This window comes from Chelatococcus sp. KU-N122 (assembly GCF_055391085.1).
In genome coordinates, this window is sequence record NZ_AP043981.1 from 8,713,461 (window position 1) to 8,728,705 (window position 15,245).

Annotated in this window: 11 protein-coding genes and 1 pseudogene; 6 read left to right on the forward strand and 6 right to left on the reverse strand. The window is 66.6% G+C overall.

What is annotated here, in order from left to right; translation table 11 throughout:
* Window positions 1–78: 78 nt before the first annotated feature.
* Window positions 79–1,038, forward strand: a complete 960-nt coding sequence (locus tag ACZ5PO_RS39140; protein WP_464188769.1) for an AraC family transcriptional regulator — start codon at window positions 79–81, stop codon at window positions 1,036–1,038.
* 105 nt (window positions 1,039–1,143) lie between these two features.
* Window positions 1,144–2,160: an isopenicillin N synthase family dioxygenase gene (locus tag ACZ5PO_RS39145; RefSeq protein ID WP_464188771.1), complete on the forward strand. Its 1,017-nt coding sequence runs from the start codon at window positions 1,144–1,146 to the stop codon at window positions 2,158–2,160.
* A gap of 215 nt (window positions 2,161–2,375) precedes the next feature.
* On the opposite strand, the gene ACZ5PO_RS39150 is transcribed toward ACZ5PO_RS39145, so the two are convergent.
* From ACZ5PO_RS39150 to ACZ5PO_RS39160, 3 genes and pseudogenes are all read right to left on the reverse strand, one after another.
* Entirely contained in the window at window positions 2,376–2,867 is a 492-nt protein-coding gene (locus ACZ5PO_RS39150; protein ID WP_464188773.1) for a hypothetical protein, read from the reverse strand.
* A 35-nt stretch (window positions 2,868–2,902) separates the two neighbouring features.
* Window positions 2,903–4,555 carry an anti-phage dCTP deaminase gene (locus ACZ5PO_RS39155; protein ID WP_464188775.1) on the reverse strand — a complete coding sequence of 551 codons (1,653 nt, stop codon included), beginning with the start codon at window positions 4,553–4,555 and terminating at the stop codon, window positions 2,903–2,905.
* Window positions 4,556–4,712: 157 nt separating this feature from the next.
* Window positions 4,713–5,301: pseudogene (locus tag ACZ5PO_RS39160) on the reverse strand (NAD(P)H-dependent flavin oxidoreductase); the annotation flags it as partial.
* A gap of 160 nt (window positions 5,302–5,461) precedes the next feature.
* Between ACZ5PO_RS39160 and ACZ5PO_RS39165 the strand changes: the two are divergent.
* Entirely contained in the window at window positions 5,462–6,700 is a 1,239-nt protein-coding gene (locus ACZ5PO_RS39165) for an acetyl-CoA C-acetyltransferase (RefSeq protein WP_464188777.1), read from the forward strand.
* A 118-nt stretch (window positions 6,701–6,818) separates the two neighbouring features.
* On the opposite strand, the gene ACZ5PO_RS39170 is transcribed toward ACZ5PO_RS39165, so the two are convergent.
* Complete coding sequence (locus tag ACZ5PO_RS39170; protein ID WP_464188779.1) at window positions 6,819–7,766, reverse strand: NAD(P)H-dependent flavin oxidoreductase; 948 nt, start codon at window positions 7,764–7,766, stop codon at window positions 6,819–6,821.
* Between the two features lie 2 nt (window positions 7,767–7,768).
* Window positions 7,769–9,331 carry an AMP-binding protein gene (locus ACZ5PO_RS39175; protein WP_464188781.1) on the reverse strand — a complete coding sequence of 521 codons (1,563 nt, stop codon included), beginning with the start codon at window positions 9,329–9,331 and terminating at the stop codon, window positions 7,769–7,771.
* A 373-nt stretch (window positions 9,332–9,704) separates the two neighbouring features.
* On the opposite strand from ACZ5PO_RS39175, the gene ACZ5PO_RS39180 reads away from it, so the two are divergent.
* Window positions 9,705–10,496 (forward strand): VOC family protein, encoded by a 792-nt coding sequence (locus tag ACZ5PO_RS39180; RefSeq protein ID WP_464188783.1) that lies wholly within the window; start codon window positions 9,705–9,707, stop codon window positions 10,494–10,496.
* Window positions 10,497–10,824: 328 nt separating this feature from the next.
* Here the strand turns inward: ACZ5PO_RS39180 and ACZ5PO_RS39185 are convergent, their stop codons facing one another.
* Window positions 10,825–11,826, reverse strand: a complete 1,002-nt coding sequence (locus ACZ5PO_RS39185; protein ID WP_464188785.1) for a c-type cytochrome — start codon at window positions 11,824–11,826, stop codon at window positions 10,825–10,827.
* A gap of 183 nt (window positions 11,827–12,009) precedes the next feature.
* Here ACZ5PO_RS39185 and ACZ5PO_RS39190 point away from each other — a divergent pair, with 183 nt between their 5' ends.
* The gene (locus ACZ5PO_RS39190) at window positions 12,010–13,155 is read left to right on the forward strand and encodes an acyl-CoA dehydrogenase family protein (protein ID WP_464188787.1); all 1,146 of its coding nucleotides are present in this window, start codon (window positions 12,010–12,012) and stop codon (window positions 13,153–13,155) included.
* Window positions 13,156–13,438: 283 nt separating this feature from the next.
* Window positions 13,439–15,001, forward strand: coding sequence for an acyl-CoA synthetase (locus ACZ5PO_RS39195; RefSeq protein WP_464188789.1), 1,563 nt, complete (start codon window positions 13,439–13,441; stop codon window positions 14,999–15,001).
* Window positions 15,002–15,245 lie beyond the last annotated feature (244 nt).

The window sequence follows — 15,245 nt, forward strand, 5'->3', positions numbered from 1 at the left end:
GCCTTGGCCGGACTCATTCTTGCTTTAGCCTGCGGGCGACGCCCTCGTTCTCGACGAGGCCGGCCCGAGGACAGCGCCATGCTCGACGAGGTGGTCCCGCCCGCCCGCAGCGTCTCGATCAGGGATTGGGAAGCTGCCATTTCCGCCGCTTACTACCGGCAGGATGCGTGCGCGCAAGCTGCGGGCAGCTTCGATGGCGAGCTCTCCATCCTCACCCTGGGCGCTATCTCGCTGTCACGCATCCAGTCCTCGCCAGTGACCTATCGCCGCCGGGCCGCGCAGATCGCTGCCCAGGCCGAGACCTGTCACCTCGTGACGGTGCCGCTGGCGGGCGAGCTGTTCTTCGACCAGGGCAGCGCCCATTCGCGCTGCCCGCCCCGTTGCTTCCTGACCGAGCGGGGCGACCTGCCCTACGAGCTGTTCCAGCCCGGCGCCAACGAGCTGCTGGTGCTGAAGGTGCCCGAGCCGGTGCTCGACGGGCACATGCCGCGCGGGCGCGCCTTCCGCGGCCACACGATCGGCCGGCCGACCGGCTTCGGCGGACTGTTCGTCGATTTCCTGCGCTCGGTCATGGCGAACGGGCGGGGTCTGGAGCACGGCCAGCAGGCGGTCGTCGGGCGCCATGCGCTCGACCTGCTGGTCTGCGCGCTCTCCGAAGAGGGGCTCGAGACCGAAAGCGCGGAGAGCGCCGTGCGCGATGCGCATCTGCGCCGCATCAAGGCCGCCATCCGCAAGCGGCTGTATGATTCAAGCCTGACGCCGGCCGATGTCGCCGCTGCCTGCGGGCTGTCGGTCCGCTACGTTCATCGGCTGTTCGCGGCGACCGGCACCACCATGGGACGGTGGATGATCGAGCAGCGGCTCACCGAAAGCGACGGCGCCTTGCGGGACCCACGCAACCGCAGCTCCATCGCGATGGTCGCCCAGCACTACGGCTTCTCCGACCAGTCGCAGTTCTGCCGCCACTACAAGAAGCGCTTCGGCCGCACGCCGCGCGACACCCGCGCGGCGGCGCAGCAGGCGCGCCGCATACCCTGACGGCTGAGCCGGCCCCTGAGGCGCAAAAATCCGTGCGCCGAGAGCCAAGCCGGGCCCGGCACCGGATGATGAGATCCGCCGGTTGTCATCGAACCGGAGGGAGCCATGTCCAGCAGCCCGGACACCGTCGTCGATACCGGCAAGGGAATTCGCTTCAAGCGCAATATCAGCGACACGATTCCGGTCCTCGATTTCAGCCCGATGCTGTCGAGCGACCCCGACGTCCGCCGGCAGATCGCGCCGGACTTGCGCAAGGCGTGCACGGACGTCGGCTTCTTCTACGTGAGGAACCACGGCATTCCCGCCGCCGTGATCCAGCGCGCCTACGCGGCCATGCAGCGCTACTTTGCCCTGCCGCGCGCCGAGAAGATGAAGCTGCACTACATGTCGACGCCCAACCACCGGGGCTACGTGGCGCACGGCGACATCAACGCCGACCACGAGCTCAAGGGCGGCGATATGCACGAGGCGTTCGAGGCGGCCCACGACCTGCCCGCGGACGATCCCGACTACCTCAAGGGCATCAAGTTCTACGGCCCGAACGCCTGGCCGGACGAGCCCGCCGACTTCCGCTGGGCGCTGGGCACCTACTTCGACACCCAGCTCGAATTCGGCAAGACCATGCTGCGCGCCTTCGCACTGGCGCTGGACCTGCCGGAAAGCTATTTCGACGCCATCTACACCAAGCCCATGTCGCGCATGCGGGCCTGCTACTATCCGCCCCAGGACCCGGACTGGGACGTGAGCCGCATCGGCATCGGCGCGCACAAGGACTACGAGCTCTTCACCACCGTCTGGCAGTCGCCGCAGCCGGGCCTGCAGGTCAAGGGCGTGAAGGGCGAGTGGATCGAGGTGACGCCAGTCGAGGGCACGTTCGTCATCAACCTCGGCAATCTGATGCAACGCTGGAGCAACGACCTGTTCCTGTCGCGCCCCCACCGCGTGGTGAACCTCACCCAGGAGCACCGCTATTCGCTGGTGCAGTTCTTCGGCGTGAACTACGACGCCGCGCTGGATGCCTTTCCGTCGTGCAAATCGGAGCAGAACCCGGCGCGTTATCCGGTGATCTCCTGCGGGAAGAACACGGAGGACCAGGTGGCGCAGACTTATTACAAGAAATAGCTCCATCCGAACCTTGCGAAGCCCCCGCACGCCTCTCAGGCGGTCGGCGGCGGGGGCTGCTGGTTCACGAATGCGGCGAGCGCCAACAGCACCGGCGAGAGCCAGAAGCCGGCCGCGATGCTGCCGCTGGCGTCGGAAATGGCGCCCGCGACCGCCGCGCTGACTGGGAGCGGCGACTCTGAGATAAACAATCAAAGGTTGAAAATAGCCTAGATCTAGCTTCGTTCCACTGCCGGCGTCTCCGGACCCTCTAGCTGCCACCGATAAGCGCGTTCTGGCTCTGAGCTTCGGATAGCTTGGTCTAACACCTCGACATCGGGAAGATGGTCAACAAGCAGAGCGTATGACGGCGGCTCCGCGCCGATGTGCATATCTACAATAAAAGAGAGCATATCGTTTGCATCGCGTCGCAACTGCCACCGAGCGCCCTGATCAACAGGAGGACGCAAATCGAGAGGACGGTGTAGGTAGCGCGCGGATGACCGTTCAAATATTTCGAATGCCGTTGAACGATTCAGCCCCACCAGATCAAAATAGGGATAATTCCTCAAATCGACAATCGCGGCTGGCCTTATACTACGCAGCGCCCGAGCAAACGTTATGCCGTGAAGGTCCGCCATAGGCAGACACACCAGTCGATAGACCGGCGTATAATCAAACAGCGACAGTTGCACGCCGTCCCCCTTGCCAATGGAGGTCACGTACACGCGTTTTCCCGTCGCCTGGAAAGGAACCCTGGCCATTATCCAATGCGACCCAACTCTCTCTCAAGCTCCGTGTACCGTAGCCTGAAAATCTCGCTTGGCCCACCCCAATCAGGCGGTGAGATTCCGTACTCTCCTGTCGTTTTGTCCTTATAGTCTCGATCTTTGAGAAACACACGCCCGTACATGCGTGGCGCCACGCCAACGAACGGACGGAAGAGAACCTTGGGGATAACTCGTTCTTCAGGGGTGATCGCAGCGACCGCAGGTGGGGAGGTCACCCCTCCTCGCGACGGCGCAATCCACCCGGTTGAGTCGGTAGTTATTGAGTCGCAGTGCAAGCTAAGCGCTCGACTCTTGGGATAGGGTTCGATGTACTGAACCTCGTCAATACCCGCACTCACAATATGTCTAGCACAATAGTGACAAGGAAAAGTGCTTACAAAAAGACGCGTCCCGCGTGGAGACACTCCAGTTCTTGCAGCCGACAAGATCGCGTCCATTTCCGCATGAACTGCACGGCTGAATTCAATTAGACCACCGATGCGCGTACGCCTAAGCGCCGCAATTACCTTCCCTTTATTTCCATCAATAACTAGCGACGGAAATTCACGTATCAGGTCTTCAATTATTTCATTCTGCTCTCTATTACTCGAACAGAATTTTTCTATACGGAATGCACATCTATCATCAGGGAAATTTTCCCCGCCGAATAACTCACCATAAACGCCACCGCCGGCCTTTGGAACTTCGTTCGCGCCCGTTGCGACGACATTCCCCCTCTCGTCCAACAGAGCAGCACCGACCTGTCGAGAAAGACAGGCACTGCGCAACCGCGCCGAGTGAGCGTGGTGCATAGCCGTTTCCTCAGCGGTCGGCCTGATTACCTCAGTCGAAGTAATGAGCCTAACCAACCGCCGAAGAGGCTCGTTCATAGCCGTATTAGCAATATCATCGCCAGCATGCTTTGAATTATCTACAAAAAAATCCGCTTCATGAAACGTATCAATAACATGTTGTCCATGCTTTTCTGGTGCATCCGCATCCCGCTCCATAAAGAACGCAACATCGTCCTTTGTCTTTGGCAGGGAACGATCTTTCAACTCAAAGAGCTCGTGAAGTAGACGCGTCTTGCGAGCCTCCGGATCGCACACAACTCCGACCAGCGTGAAAGCGTCCTGATACAAACGCCTCAGCAAGGCTGCCTCAGCGGGATGGCGTAAAGCATCAATGATATAAGCTCGAGGCTTGCCATCGAGCTCTCCGGGCGGCAGACTCGTATGCTGCGCTCTAACTTCCCTGATCTCGGCGATCGCGGCTCGCGCGACAGCAGCATTGTCGTTCGACTTTAGCCTCATCTCATCGCCAGCGTCCTGCATGGCAATAATGCCGCCGAGCGATTTTCGTCCTCCATCAACGGGGACTGATATGTCGCGGGCGCGAGCCCATGATTTGATCCGCCCGCTTGCCTTGATTACGTGCACCTCATAGGGAGCACCCTCAACACTAGCTTGTTCGAGGTATTTCTTCAGGATACCGGCAGCGGTCCCCGCTCCTGCCCCAGCAGGAGCCACGATTGCGACGAACAGTTCGTGAGCAGCCGATCTACGAAGAACTTCCTGGCTGCTCTCCTGGTTTCCGAGGGCGACAGACCCCGCAGTTCGAGAGCTATCCTGGGCGGCTTCTGCCATCGGATTCTATCCCCAACCCCATCCTAGCATTCGGACGACTTAGCCAGGAAAACGAGCCCCACGCAACTAAAGATACACAATCCGCCAGCCTCTGCGGCTCGCCCGGAACTTGCCGCAGAGGCCCCCCTAGCCCCCTCATAATCCCGCGCACCGCCTCCACCAGCTCCGCCACCGGCTGCACCACTGTCACGCCCGAGACCGAGTGCCCGGCGCTCCACACGTCCACCCAGCGGCGCGGGCCCGAGCCGCCGGGGCCGAACATCTCCTTGGCGGTGCGCAGCGTAATGGATTCGTCGAGGTTGTCCGGGTCGAGGCCGGCGGCGACGATGGAGGGGCGCAGCCTGTTGGTCTGGAGGCCCGAAAAGGCCTTGGTCGGCAGCACGTCGTCCATGGAGGCGGAGACCAGCATCTCCTTGTAGCCCTGGTCCGCCATGCTCTCGGTGGTGGCGATGAAGGGGGTGCCCATGTAGGCGAGGTCGCAACCCAGCACCTCGGCTGCGAGCAGCGCGTGGCCGTCGACCACGCCGCCGGCGAGCACGATCGGCCGGTCGAACATCTTTGGGACGGCACGCACGAAGGCGAAACCGTTCATCCAGCCGGTCTGGCCGCCGGCGCCGGCCGTCAGCAGCACCAGGCCGTCGGCGCCGGCCTGCATCGCCTTCTCGGCGTGCTTGAGGGGTGGCGACGTCGGCCAACACCAGGGCGCCGATGTCGTGCAGCGGCCCGGTGACGGCAGCCGGCGAGCCGCCGCCGGCTGCTTGGCCCATGCCGCCAAAGCCGCGGCAATAAAGGGTTTTGTTAGAGGCTCCAAATCCGTTTCTCATCCCGAGCGGCGATGTCTATGCTCGCCGGCGCAAACCGGATGTCGGCCCATGGGGCCCCGGAAACGAAAGAGGAAAACGCCAGATGACCGAAGCGTGGATCATCGACGCCTGCCGCACGCCGCGCGGCGTCGGCAAATATCCCAAGGGCGCCCTGTCCGAAATTCATCCCCAGCACCTCGGCGCGACCGTGCTGAAGGCCCTGGCCGAACGCAATAGCCTCAACACCGCCGACGTCGATGACGTCATCTGGGGAACCAGCTCCCAGGTTGGCCCGCAGGGCGGAGATCTTGGCCGTATGTCGGCGCTGACGGCGGGTTACGATGTGACCAGCAGCGGCGTCACCCTCGACCGCTTCTGCGGATCCGGCATCACCGCCGTCAACTTCGCCGCCGCGAGCGTGATGTCGGGGATGGCTGATCTTGTGGTCGCCGGCGGTTGCGAGATGATGTCGATGCCGCTGCGTCGTGGGCCCAACGACGGCCCGCCGGTCATGGACCGGGGCAATCTCGAGTTGCGGGCCGTGCATCCGCAGTCGAACCAGGGCGTCTGCGCCGACGCCATCGCCAGCATCGAAGGCATCACACGGGAGGACACCGACCGTCTGGCGCTGGAAAGCCAGCGCCGCGCCGATGTCGCCATCCGTGAGGGGCGCTTCAACCGGAGCCTGGTCGCGGTTCGTCGCCAGGACGGGACGGTTGCGCTGGATCGTGAGGAGTTCCCCCGGCCAAGCACCACCCTCGAGGGGCTTGCCGCGCTGAAACCTTCGTTCGAGGCGCTGGCTGACGTGCAGGTTGACGACAGCGGCGCGACCTATCGCAGCCTGATCCTGCAGAAGTACCCCGGGCTGGACATCGTGCCGATCCATCATCCCGGCAACTCGTCCGGTGTGGTCGACGGTGCAGGCGCGGTGCTGCTCGCCAGCCCGGACTATGCGAAGTCGCGTGGCCTGAAGCCGCGGGCGCGGGTTGTGGCCATGGGCAACCAGGGCGACGATCCGACGCTGATGCTGAACGCGCCGGTCCCCTCGGCCCGTCGGGTGCTCGCCAAGGCGGGACTGACCGTTGATGATATCGATCTGTTCGAGATCAACGAGGCTTTCGCGGTGGTCGCGGAGAAGTTTATCCGCGACCTGAAGCTTGATCGTGACAAGGTCAATGTGAATGGCGGGGCGATGGCTCTTGGCCACCCGATTGGCGCCACGGGGTCGATGCTGGTCGGCACGGTGCTTGATGAACTGGAGCGGCGTGACCTGAAGCGTGGTCTTGTGACCATGTGCGCGGGCGGCGGCATGGCGCCGGCGATCATCATCGAGCGGATCTGAACGTATCCGGCCTCGCCAACTTCAGCGCAGAATCCGTTCGTTTCGCGCGAACGGATTCTGCTTCAAGGGCCTGTTTGAGCCAAGCAATGCGTCGATCCAGACGCGGGCGCACCCGGTCTCAACCCGGCCGCCCCCTCGCCCCCGCATAATCCCGCGCCACCGCCTCCACCAGCTCCGCCACCGGCTGCACCGCGGTCACGCCCGACACCGAATGCCCGGCGCTCCACACGTCCACCCAGCGGCGGGGGCCGGAGCCGCCGGGGCCGAACATCTCCTTTGCCGAGCGTAGCGTGATGGATTCGTCGAGGTTGTCCGGGTCGAGGCCGGCGGCGACGATCGAGGGGCGCAGCATGTTGGTCTGCAAGCCCGAAAAGGCCTTGGTCAGCAGCACGTCGTCCATGGAAGCGTCGACCAGCATCTCCTTGTAGCCCTGGTCCGCCATGCTCTCGGTGGTGGCGATGAAGGGGGTGCCCATGTAGGCGAGGTCGCAGCCCAGCACTTCGGCCGCGAGCAGCGCGTGGCCGTCGACCACGCCGCCAGCGAGCACGATCGGGCCGTCGAACATCTTTCGCACGGCGCGCACGAAGGCGAAGCCATTCATCCAGCCGGTCTGGCCGCCGGCCCCGGCGGTGAGCAGCACCAGGCCGTCGGCGCCGGCCTGGATCGCCTTCTCGGCGTGCTTCAAGGTGGCGACGTCGGCCAGCACCAGGGCGCCGATGTCGTGCAGCGGGCCGGTCACGGCGGCGGGCGAGCCGACGCTGGTGATGACGATCTCCACCCGGTGCTTCACCAGCACGGCGAGGTCGTCGGCCATGTGCGGCGAGCGGATGATCAGGTTGGGGCACCAGGGAGCGTAAGGCTTGCCGGCCGCGGCCTCGCGCACCTCGGCCGCGATGCGCGTCAGCCAGGCGTCGAGGCCGTCGGGGCCGCCCGCATTGGCGGTGGGGAAGGCGCCGATGACGCCGGCGCGGCAGGCGGCGCTGACGAGGTCGGGACCCGAGACGCGCAGCATGGGGGCGGCGATGACGGGCAGGCGCAGGCGCGCCCTGAGCTTGGGATCGAGCATGGTCAGCCCACCATACGCTGCTGGCCGGCCCAGTAGCGGGCCCGCAGCACCTTCTTGTCCACCTTGCCGACGGCTGTCGTGGGCAGCTCGTCCAGGAATTCCACCTGCTTGGGTGCCTGGGTCGAGCCCTTGCGGCTCTTGACCAAAGCGATCAACTCGTCGCCGGTGACCGCCGCACCCGGGCGGCGCACGATCAGCGCCGTCACCGCCTCGCCCCACTTCTCGTCGGGCACGCCGATCACCGCCGCCATGGCGACAGCGGGGTGGCTGGTCAAGGCATCCTCGACTTCACGCGGAAACACGTTGAAGCCGCCGGTGACGATCATGTCCTTCTTGCGGTCGACGATGTAGAGATAGCCGCGCTCGTCGGCGCGGGCGACGTCGCCGGTGTGCAGCCAGCCGCCCTTGAAGGCGTCCTCGGTCTGCTCCGGCCGCTTCCAGTAGGTGTCCATCACCTGCGGCGCGCGCACGCAGATCTCGCCGGCCTCGCCCTGGGGCACCTCGCGGCCTTCCTCGTCGCGCAGCGTGACCGAGCAGCCGGCGACCGGCGTGCCGCAGGCGGCGAACAGCTCCGGGCGGGCCTTGTCGTGATCAGCCTTGCGCAGCACCGAGATCGGATAGCACTCGGACTGGCCGTAGAGCTGGGAGAACACCGGGCCGATGCGCTCCAGCCCCTCCACCAGCCGCGTCGGCGACATGGGCGAGGCGCCGTAGAGCACCAGCTCCAGCGAGGACAGGTCGGTGGCATCGAGCCTGGGATGGTCGAGCAGCACGTAGATCATCGTCGGCACGAACAGGGTGAAGTTGATGCGCTCGCGGGCGATGGTGGCGAGCACCTTCTCCGGATCGAAGCCCTGCATCAGGTGCACGGTGCCGCCGCGGATCAGCGTCGGCAGCACCTTGGTGCCGGCCACGTGGCTGATCGGCGCCACGGCGAGGTAGTTCGGGGTTTGCGGCAGCTCGAAGTCGGAGAGCACGGCGGCGGTGATGGCGCTGGCGGCGCTGTGGCTGCGCAGCACGCCCTTGGACTTGCCGGTGGTGCCGCCGGTGTAGCCGAGCACGCAGGGATCGTCGGGCAGCGCCAGGTCCTTGGCCGTCACGGAGCCTGCGGCGGCGGCGAGCTGCATGATGTCCGGCCCGAAATCGGCCGTGGCGCCCAGGGCGAAGACGTGCCGGAGGCCCGTGGCGCGCGCCGCGAGCTCGCCGCCGCGGACGGCATAATGGGCGGCATCGACGATGAGCACCTGGATCTCGGCGTCGGCGAGCTGGTCGAGGTGATCGTCGAGCGAGCCCAGGGGGTGCAGCGGCGTGGTGCGCAGCGCCAGGGCCTGGGCGGCGGCGCCGCAGCACCAGGTCTCCCAGCGGTTGGCGGTGAGCACGGCGACACCGGCGCCGCGCGGCAGGTTCAGGCCGGCGAGCACGTGCTGCAGCTGGCCGATGACGTTCGACACGTGCGCATAGCTGACCCGCGTCTCGTCCGTCGCGAAGGCGATGCGGTCGGGATAGCGCCTGAGGGTCCGGAGCGTCTGGGTGCCGGTGGTCGGCTCCTGCTGCAAATAGCTCAATGCTTCCTCCGCCGAACGGTTATGATGTTGGCTGCGGTTGTCGCGCAGCGCGGGCGGGTTTGGCAATGGTCGTTCCACGGCCAGCGACGCCTCACCTCGCCCCGCTTCGACGCAAGTCGGGTAGACCCGACTTGCGCACCTGGGGATTTAAGAGTGCGGCAAGCCGCATTCTTCCTGGAGAGGTCGGTTTGTGCGAGCGCAGCGAGCACAAAGCGGGTGAGGGGGCATACAGGACAGGCGCTAGCGCGGTCACCAAGCGGCAGCGCCCCTCACCCCTACCCTCTCCCCGCTCGCGGGGAGAGGGTGCGCAGGCAGCTCGGTCCGTGCTAGGCAGGGAGCGGGTTCCTTATTCGAACGGACGGTGGAGGGTGCCATGATCGAGGGCTTGCGGGATGTGACGCTGGCGACGGGCGATACGGCCGCCGCGCTCGGGGCGTACGAGGCGCTGCTCGGCCTGCCGCCGACGCTGGCCGAGGGCCGCGCGCCGCGCTTCCGGCTGGCCAACATGGACCTGGCGGTGGCCCCCGGCGCGGCCGACGGCCTGTTCGGGCTCACCTTCACGGTGAAGGACACGGGTCATGCCGAGCGGCTGCTCACCAACCGCAGCGTCGCCACGGCGGCGTTCGCGTCCGCCGACGAGGCGGCCTTCGGCAGCGCCGGGGCCGAGCCGGCGGCGCGCCGGCTGGTGGATGGCGCCCTGAGCCACGGCGTACGGGTGGCGCTGGTCGAGGCGCCGCCGCGCGACACCAAGGCGTGGGCGCAGCCCAGCCTCGATGCGCCCGGCACCATCGTCGGGCTCGACCACGTGGTGCTGCGCACGCCCGCACCGGAGCGGGCGCTCGCCTTCTACGGCGCGCGGCTGGGCCTGAGCCTGCGCTTCGACCAGACCTACGCCGATTGGGGCAGCCGCATCATGCTGTTCCGCTGCGGCGACCTGATCGTCGAGGTGGTGCACGACCTCAAGAATGGGGTCTCCGACGGCGCGGACGACCTCTGGGGCTTCTCCTGGCGCACCAGCGACATCGAGGCGGCGCGCATGCGGCTGGCCGACGCAGGCTTCAACGTCTCCGAGCTGCGCGCCGGCCGCCGCCCCGGCTCGCGCGTCTTCACCGTCCGCGACGGCACGCTGGGCGTCCCCACCATCATCATCGGCGGCGAGGGCTAGGCAGGCGGCAGCTGGCCGCAGATTGCCGAGCGCCATTGGAACCGAAGGCGCACGCTTCCCGGCCCCCCTCACCCGGCCTGCGCTTCGCGCAAGCCGACCTCTCCAGGAGAATGCGGCTTGCCGCATTCTTCAATCCCAAGTTGCGCAAGTCGGGTAGACCAGACTTGCGTCGAAGCGGGGCGAGGTGCGCGGCTGCATGCGTCGTGGGACAACGTGACCTGCTCGTGCTGAAACCGAAGTGCGCGTCGAGCGCAACTGCGCCCCCTCGCCCCGCCTGCGGGGAGAGGGCGGGGTGAGGGGGCGTCCAGAATAGAGGGACGGGTCCCGCCTACTTCCCCTCCGCCCTGAGCGCCTTCACCTTGGCGTCAATCGGGCCGAACGGTCCGTACTTGTGCTGCGGCTCCGAGAAGCCGTCGGTGTAGGGGCCGTAGGGGGTGTCGACGGGCTTGTCGAGCTTGTCGGGGAAGTCGGCGGCGAGGCCGGCCTTGTGCGGGCGCGGCTGCGAAACGACGTAGGCAGCACCGTCCCAGGCATCGTCGACGGTGAGCACCGGCGCCGTCCAGTCGGTGCCATTGGGCATGTTGGCGTGCACGAAGTTCGCGGCGGTGATCAGCCGGTTCATGCCGGCGCCGTCGTTAAAACTGTCCGGCCCCCATAGCGGCGGCACCAGGTAGCCCAGCGCGTCGCCCGGCAGGCCGCGGCGCAGCCCTTCGCCGCCGCTACGATGGCACAGGGCGCACTTGTCGGCGTAGACCGCCTTGCCGCGCACGGGATCGGCGGCGCGGTCGAGCTCGGCCATCCGGCCGGCGCCCTTGCCGATGACGTCGGCGTCGGCCTTGATGCCGCTCGACAGGATGTCGAGGTAGGTGACGAGGGCGCGCATCTCGCGCAGGTCGGCGGGCATCGGCCGGCCGTTCAGGCTGCGCGTCATGCAGCTGTCGAGCCGCTCCTCGAGCGTGGCCGGCGCGCCGCGCCGGGCGCTGTAGGCGGGGAAATCCGCCGAGGCGCCGATCACCGGCAGGCCAAACTTCTTGAAGCCGCCGTTCAGGTGGCAGTTCCTGCACGCCAGGTTGTTGCCGGCGAAGCGCTTGGCCGGGTCGGCCACCTCCGGCCCGATGTGGGCGTAGGTGGCCTCGAAGATCGAGCGGCCGTAGCGGGCGAGCCGCCCTCTCTCGTCGTCGGGCAGCGCCTCCACGTCGGGGATGTCCCAGACGCGCACCGGCGGCAGGTCCTTGCCCGCCTGGGCGGTCGGCTCCGCCGCAACCGCCGCCGCGAGCCCGGCGAGACAGATCAAGGCGGCGGCCGCCGCCGCGCCCAGGTTTTTGCCCATGAGTCCCCTCCCCCGCGGCCGCGCGCCATGCAGCGCCTGGCCGGCCCCGGGCGCAGCTTAGAACGGTTTGAAGCGCGGCGGCCAGATGGGACATCGCCGTTGTCGAGCAATCGTTTGGTAGGTATAGCTGGCGGCTGCGCGGGAACCTCGCGCCGGGGGCGAGACGAACAGCAGGAGTGGACGGTGAGCGAGCCGAGGCCTTACGAAACCGAAGACGTCGTGATCTTCCGCGAGCAGGCGCGGCGTTTCTTCGAGCGCGAGTGTGCCCCCCACGTGGACCGCTGGGAGGAGCAGGGCATCATCGACCGGGAGATCTGGACCAAGGCCGGCGAGCAGGGCCTGCTGTGCGCCTCGATCCCGGCGGAATACGGCGGCGGCGGCGGCACCTTCGCCCACGAGAAGGCGCTGATCGAGGAGCAGATCGGCGCCGGCATCTCCGGCTGGGGCAATGGCGTGCACTCCGGCATCGTCGCCCACTACATCCTGCACTACGGCTCAGAGGAGCAGAAGCAGGCCTGGCTGCCCAAACTCGCCACCGGCGAGATCGTGGCCGGCATCGCCATGACCGAGCCCGGCACCGGCTCGGACCTGCAGGGGGTGCGGACCACCGCCAAGCTCGACGGCAACCAGTACGTCATCAACGGCGCCAAGACCTTCATCACCAACGGGCAGACCGCCAACCTGATCTGCGTGGTGGCCAAGACCGATCCGACCAAGGGCGCCAAGGGCACCTCGCTGATCGTGGTCGAGACCGACAAGGTGGAGGGCTTCCGCCGCGGCCGCAACCTGGACAAGATCGGCCAGCACTCGGCCGACACCTCCGAGCTGTTCTTCGACGAGGTGCGGGTGCCGACCTCCAACCTGCTCGGCGAGCGCGAGGGCCTGGGCTTCGTCCAGCTCATGCAGCAGCTGCCGCAGGAGCGGCTGATCATCGCCGTGCAGGCGGTCGCCGCCATGGAGCGGGCGCTCAACCTCACCGCCGACTACGTCAAGCAGCGCACCGCCTTCGGCAAGCGCCTGCTCGATTTCCAGAACACCCGTTTCAAGCTGGCCGAGGTGAAGACCCACGCGCGCATCGCCCGGGTGTTCGTGGAGCACTGCACCGAGCTGCTGCTCGTCGGCAAGCTCGACGTCGAGACGGTCTGCATGGCCAAGTGGTGGACCACGGACATGGAGAACAAGATCATCGACGAGTGCCTGCAGCTGTTCGGCGGCTACGGCTACATGCGCGAATACCCGATCTCCCGCATGTACACCGATGCGCGCGTGCAGCGCATCTACGGCGGCACCACCGAGATCATGAAAGAGCTGATCGGCCGCACTATTTAGTGGCGATGCGAGCGAGCGCAGCCGCGCACCCGAGGCAGGTTTTGCTGACGTCGAGGCAACACCCCCACCAGTCCCTTCCGCTTCGCACGGGACAGCCTCCCCACAAGGGGGAGGCCATTCGGTCAGGTCCTCGCCTACTCTCTACGCTGACAAGCGAAGGCCTCCCTCCCCCTTGTGGGGAGGGGTAGGGGTGGGGGGAACCTCATGGTTCCAGAACAAGCTCCGGCCGCTCGAAACAGTCACTATCCCATTTGAAACACCATCGACCGGGAGCCATCAGCCGATGACCCATCCGTCCATCCACGCCCAGACCACGCCGGACAAGCCCGCCTACATCATGGCGCGCACCGGCGAGACCGTGACCTATGGCGAGCTCGACGCCCGCTCCAACCAGGCGGCGCAGCTGTTCCGCTCGCTCGGCCTCAAGCCCGGCGACCACATCGCCGTGCTGCTGGAGAACAACGCCCGCTTCTACGAAGTGCTGTGGGGCGCCCAGCGCTCGGGCCTCTACTACACGGCGATCTCCAGCCACCTGAAGCCCGAGGAGGTCGGCTACATCGTCGGCGACTGCGGCGCCAAGGTGTTCATTACCTCGGGCAAGTTCGCCGACCGCGCCGCCGAGCTCAAGTCGCTGCTCGCGCCCGGCACCGTCTGCTACATGATGACGGGCGAGGCCGAGGGCTTCCAGTCGTGGGAGACGGCCGTCGGCGCCCAGCCGACGACGCCGATCGCCGACCAGGTGCTCGGCTACGACATGCTCTATTCGTCGGGCACCACGGGCAAGCCCAAAGGCGTCAAGAAAGCCTTCCTCGACGAGCCGTTCACCAAGGTCAACCCGTTCCTCGACCTGCTCTGCGGCAAGATGTGCGGCATGAACAGCGAGTCGATCTACTTGTCGCCGGCGCCGCTCTACCATGCAGCGCCGCTGCGCTTCAACATGATGGTGATGAGCTACGGCGGCACGTCCGTCATCATGGACAAGTTCGACGCCGAGGACTACCTGCGGCTGGTGGAGCAGTACAAGGCCACCCACTCGCAGCTGGTGCCGACCATGTTCATCCGCATGCTCAAGCTGCCGGACGACGTGCGCACCAAGTACGACATCTCCTCCCTCAAGGGCGCCGTGCACGCCGCCGCCCCCTGCCCGGTGGAGGTGAAGCAGCAGATGATCGCCTGGTGGGGGCCGATCCTGCTCGAATACTACGCGGGCAGCGAGGGCAACGGCTCCACCGTCATCTCCTCCAAGGAGGCCCTGGAGCGTCCTGGCTCGGTCGGCCGCTCGCTGGTGGGCGAGGTGAAGATCGTCGGCGAGGACGGCGAGGTGGTGCCCACGGGGCAGATCGGCCAGATCTACTTCGCCGGCGCGCCCGAGTTCACCTACCACAACGACCCGGAGAAGACGAAGAGCGCCTACAACGACAAGGGCTGGTCGTCGCTGGGCGACGTCGGCTATCTCGATGAGGAGGGCTACCTCTTCCTCACCGACCGCAAGGCCTACATGATCATCTCCGGCGGCGTGAACATCTACCCGCAGGAGACCGAGGACGTGCTCATCGGCCACCCCAAGGTGACGGACGCGGCGGTGTTCGGCGTGCCCAACGACGAGTTCGGCGAGGAGGTCAAGGCGGTGGTGCAGCCGGCCCCCGGCGTCGTCACCGGGCCTGAGCTGGCGGCCGAGCTGATGGAGTACTGCCGCACGCGGCTGTCGCCGATCAAGTGCCCGAAGTCGATCGACTTCGAGGCCGAGCTGCCGCGCAGCCCCACCGGCAAGCTCTACAAGCGCCTGCTGCGCGACCGCTACTGGCCGAGCGACCGCGGCCCGGCGCAGATGGCGACGAAGGCCTAACGTCCTCGCCCCGCACTCAAAGGACGGAAGAATGCGGCGCGCCGCATTCTTCCTGGAGAGGGCTCGGGTGAAGGGCTCGCCGCGTGGCGTCACCGGCCCGGAGCCCGCTCACCCCTCCCTCTCCCCACAAGTGGGGCGAGGGTGCGCGGCGGCTTCGTCCGCGCAAAGCCGCCGAAACCAGGGCACGGTTCTTGCTGCCGCGATGTGTGCACACGACAGCCGCACGCGGGGAGAGGTGACCAGC

Bases quoted from the DNA above. Each gene is read 5' to 3' on its own strand.
- ACZ5PO_RS39185 (WP_464188785.1), bottom strand. From the start codon at position 11,826: ATGGGCAAAAACCTGGGCGCGGCGGCGGCCGCCGCCTTGATCTGTCTC.
- ACZ5PO_RS39165 (WP_464188777.1), top strand. From the start codon at position 5,462: ATGACCGAAGCGTGGATCATCGACGCCTGCCGCACGCCGCGCGGCGTC.
- ACZ5PO_RS39195 (WP_464188789.1), top strand. From the start codon at position 13,439: ATGACCCATCCGTCCATCCACGCCCAGACCACGCCGGACAAGCCCGCC.
- ACZ5PO_RS39170 (WP_464188779.1), bottom strand. From the start codon at position 7,766: ATGCTCGATCCCAAGCTCAGGGCGCGCCTGCGCCTGCCCGTCATCGCC.
- ACZ5PO_RS39145 (WP_464188771.1), top strand. From the start codon at position 1,144: ATGTCCAGCAGCCCGGACACCGTCGTCGATACCGGCAAGGGAATTCGC.
- ACZ5PO_RS39180 (WP_464188783.1), top strand. From the start codon at position 9,705: ATGATCGAGGGCTTGCGGGATGTGACGCTGGCGACGGGCGATACGGCC.
- ACZ5PO_RS39140 (WP_464188769.1), top strand. From the start codon at position 79: ATGCTCGACGAGGTGGTCCCGCCCGCCCGCAGCGTCTCGATCAGGGAT.
- ACZ5PO_RS39155 (WP_464188775.1), bottom strand. From the start codon at position 4,555: ATGGCAGAAGCCGCCCAGGATAGCTCTCGAACTGCGGGGTCTGTCGCC.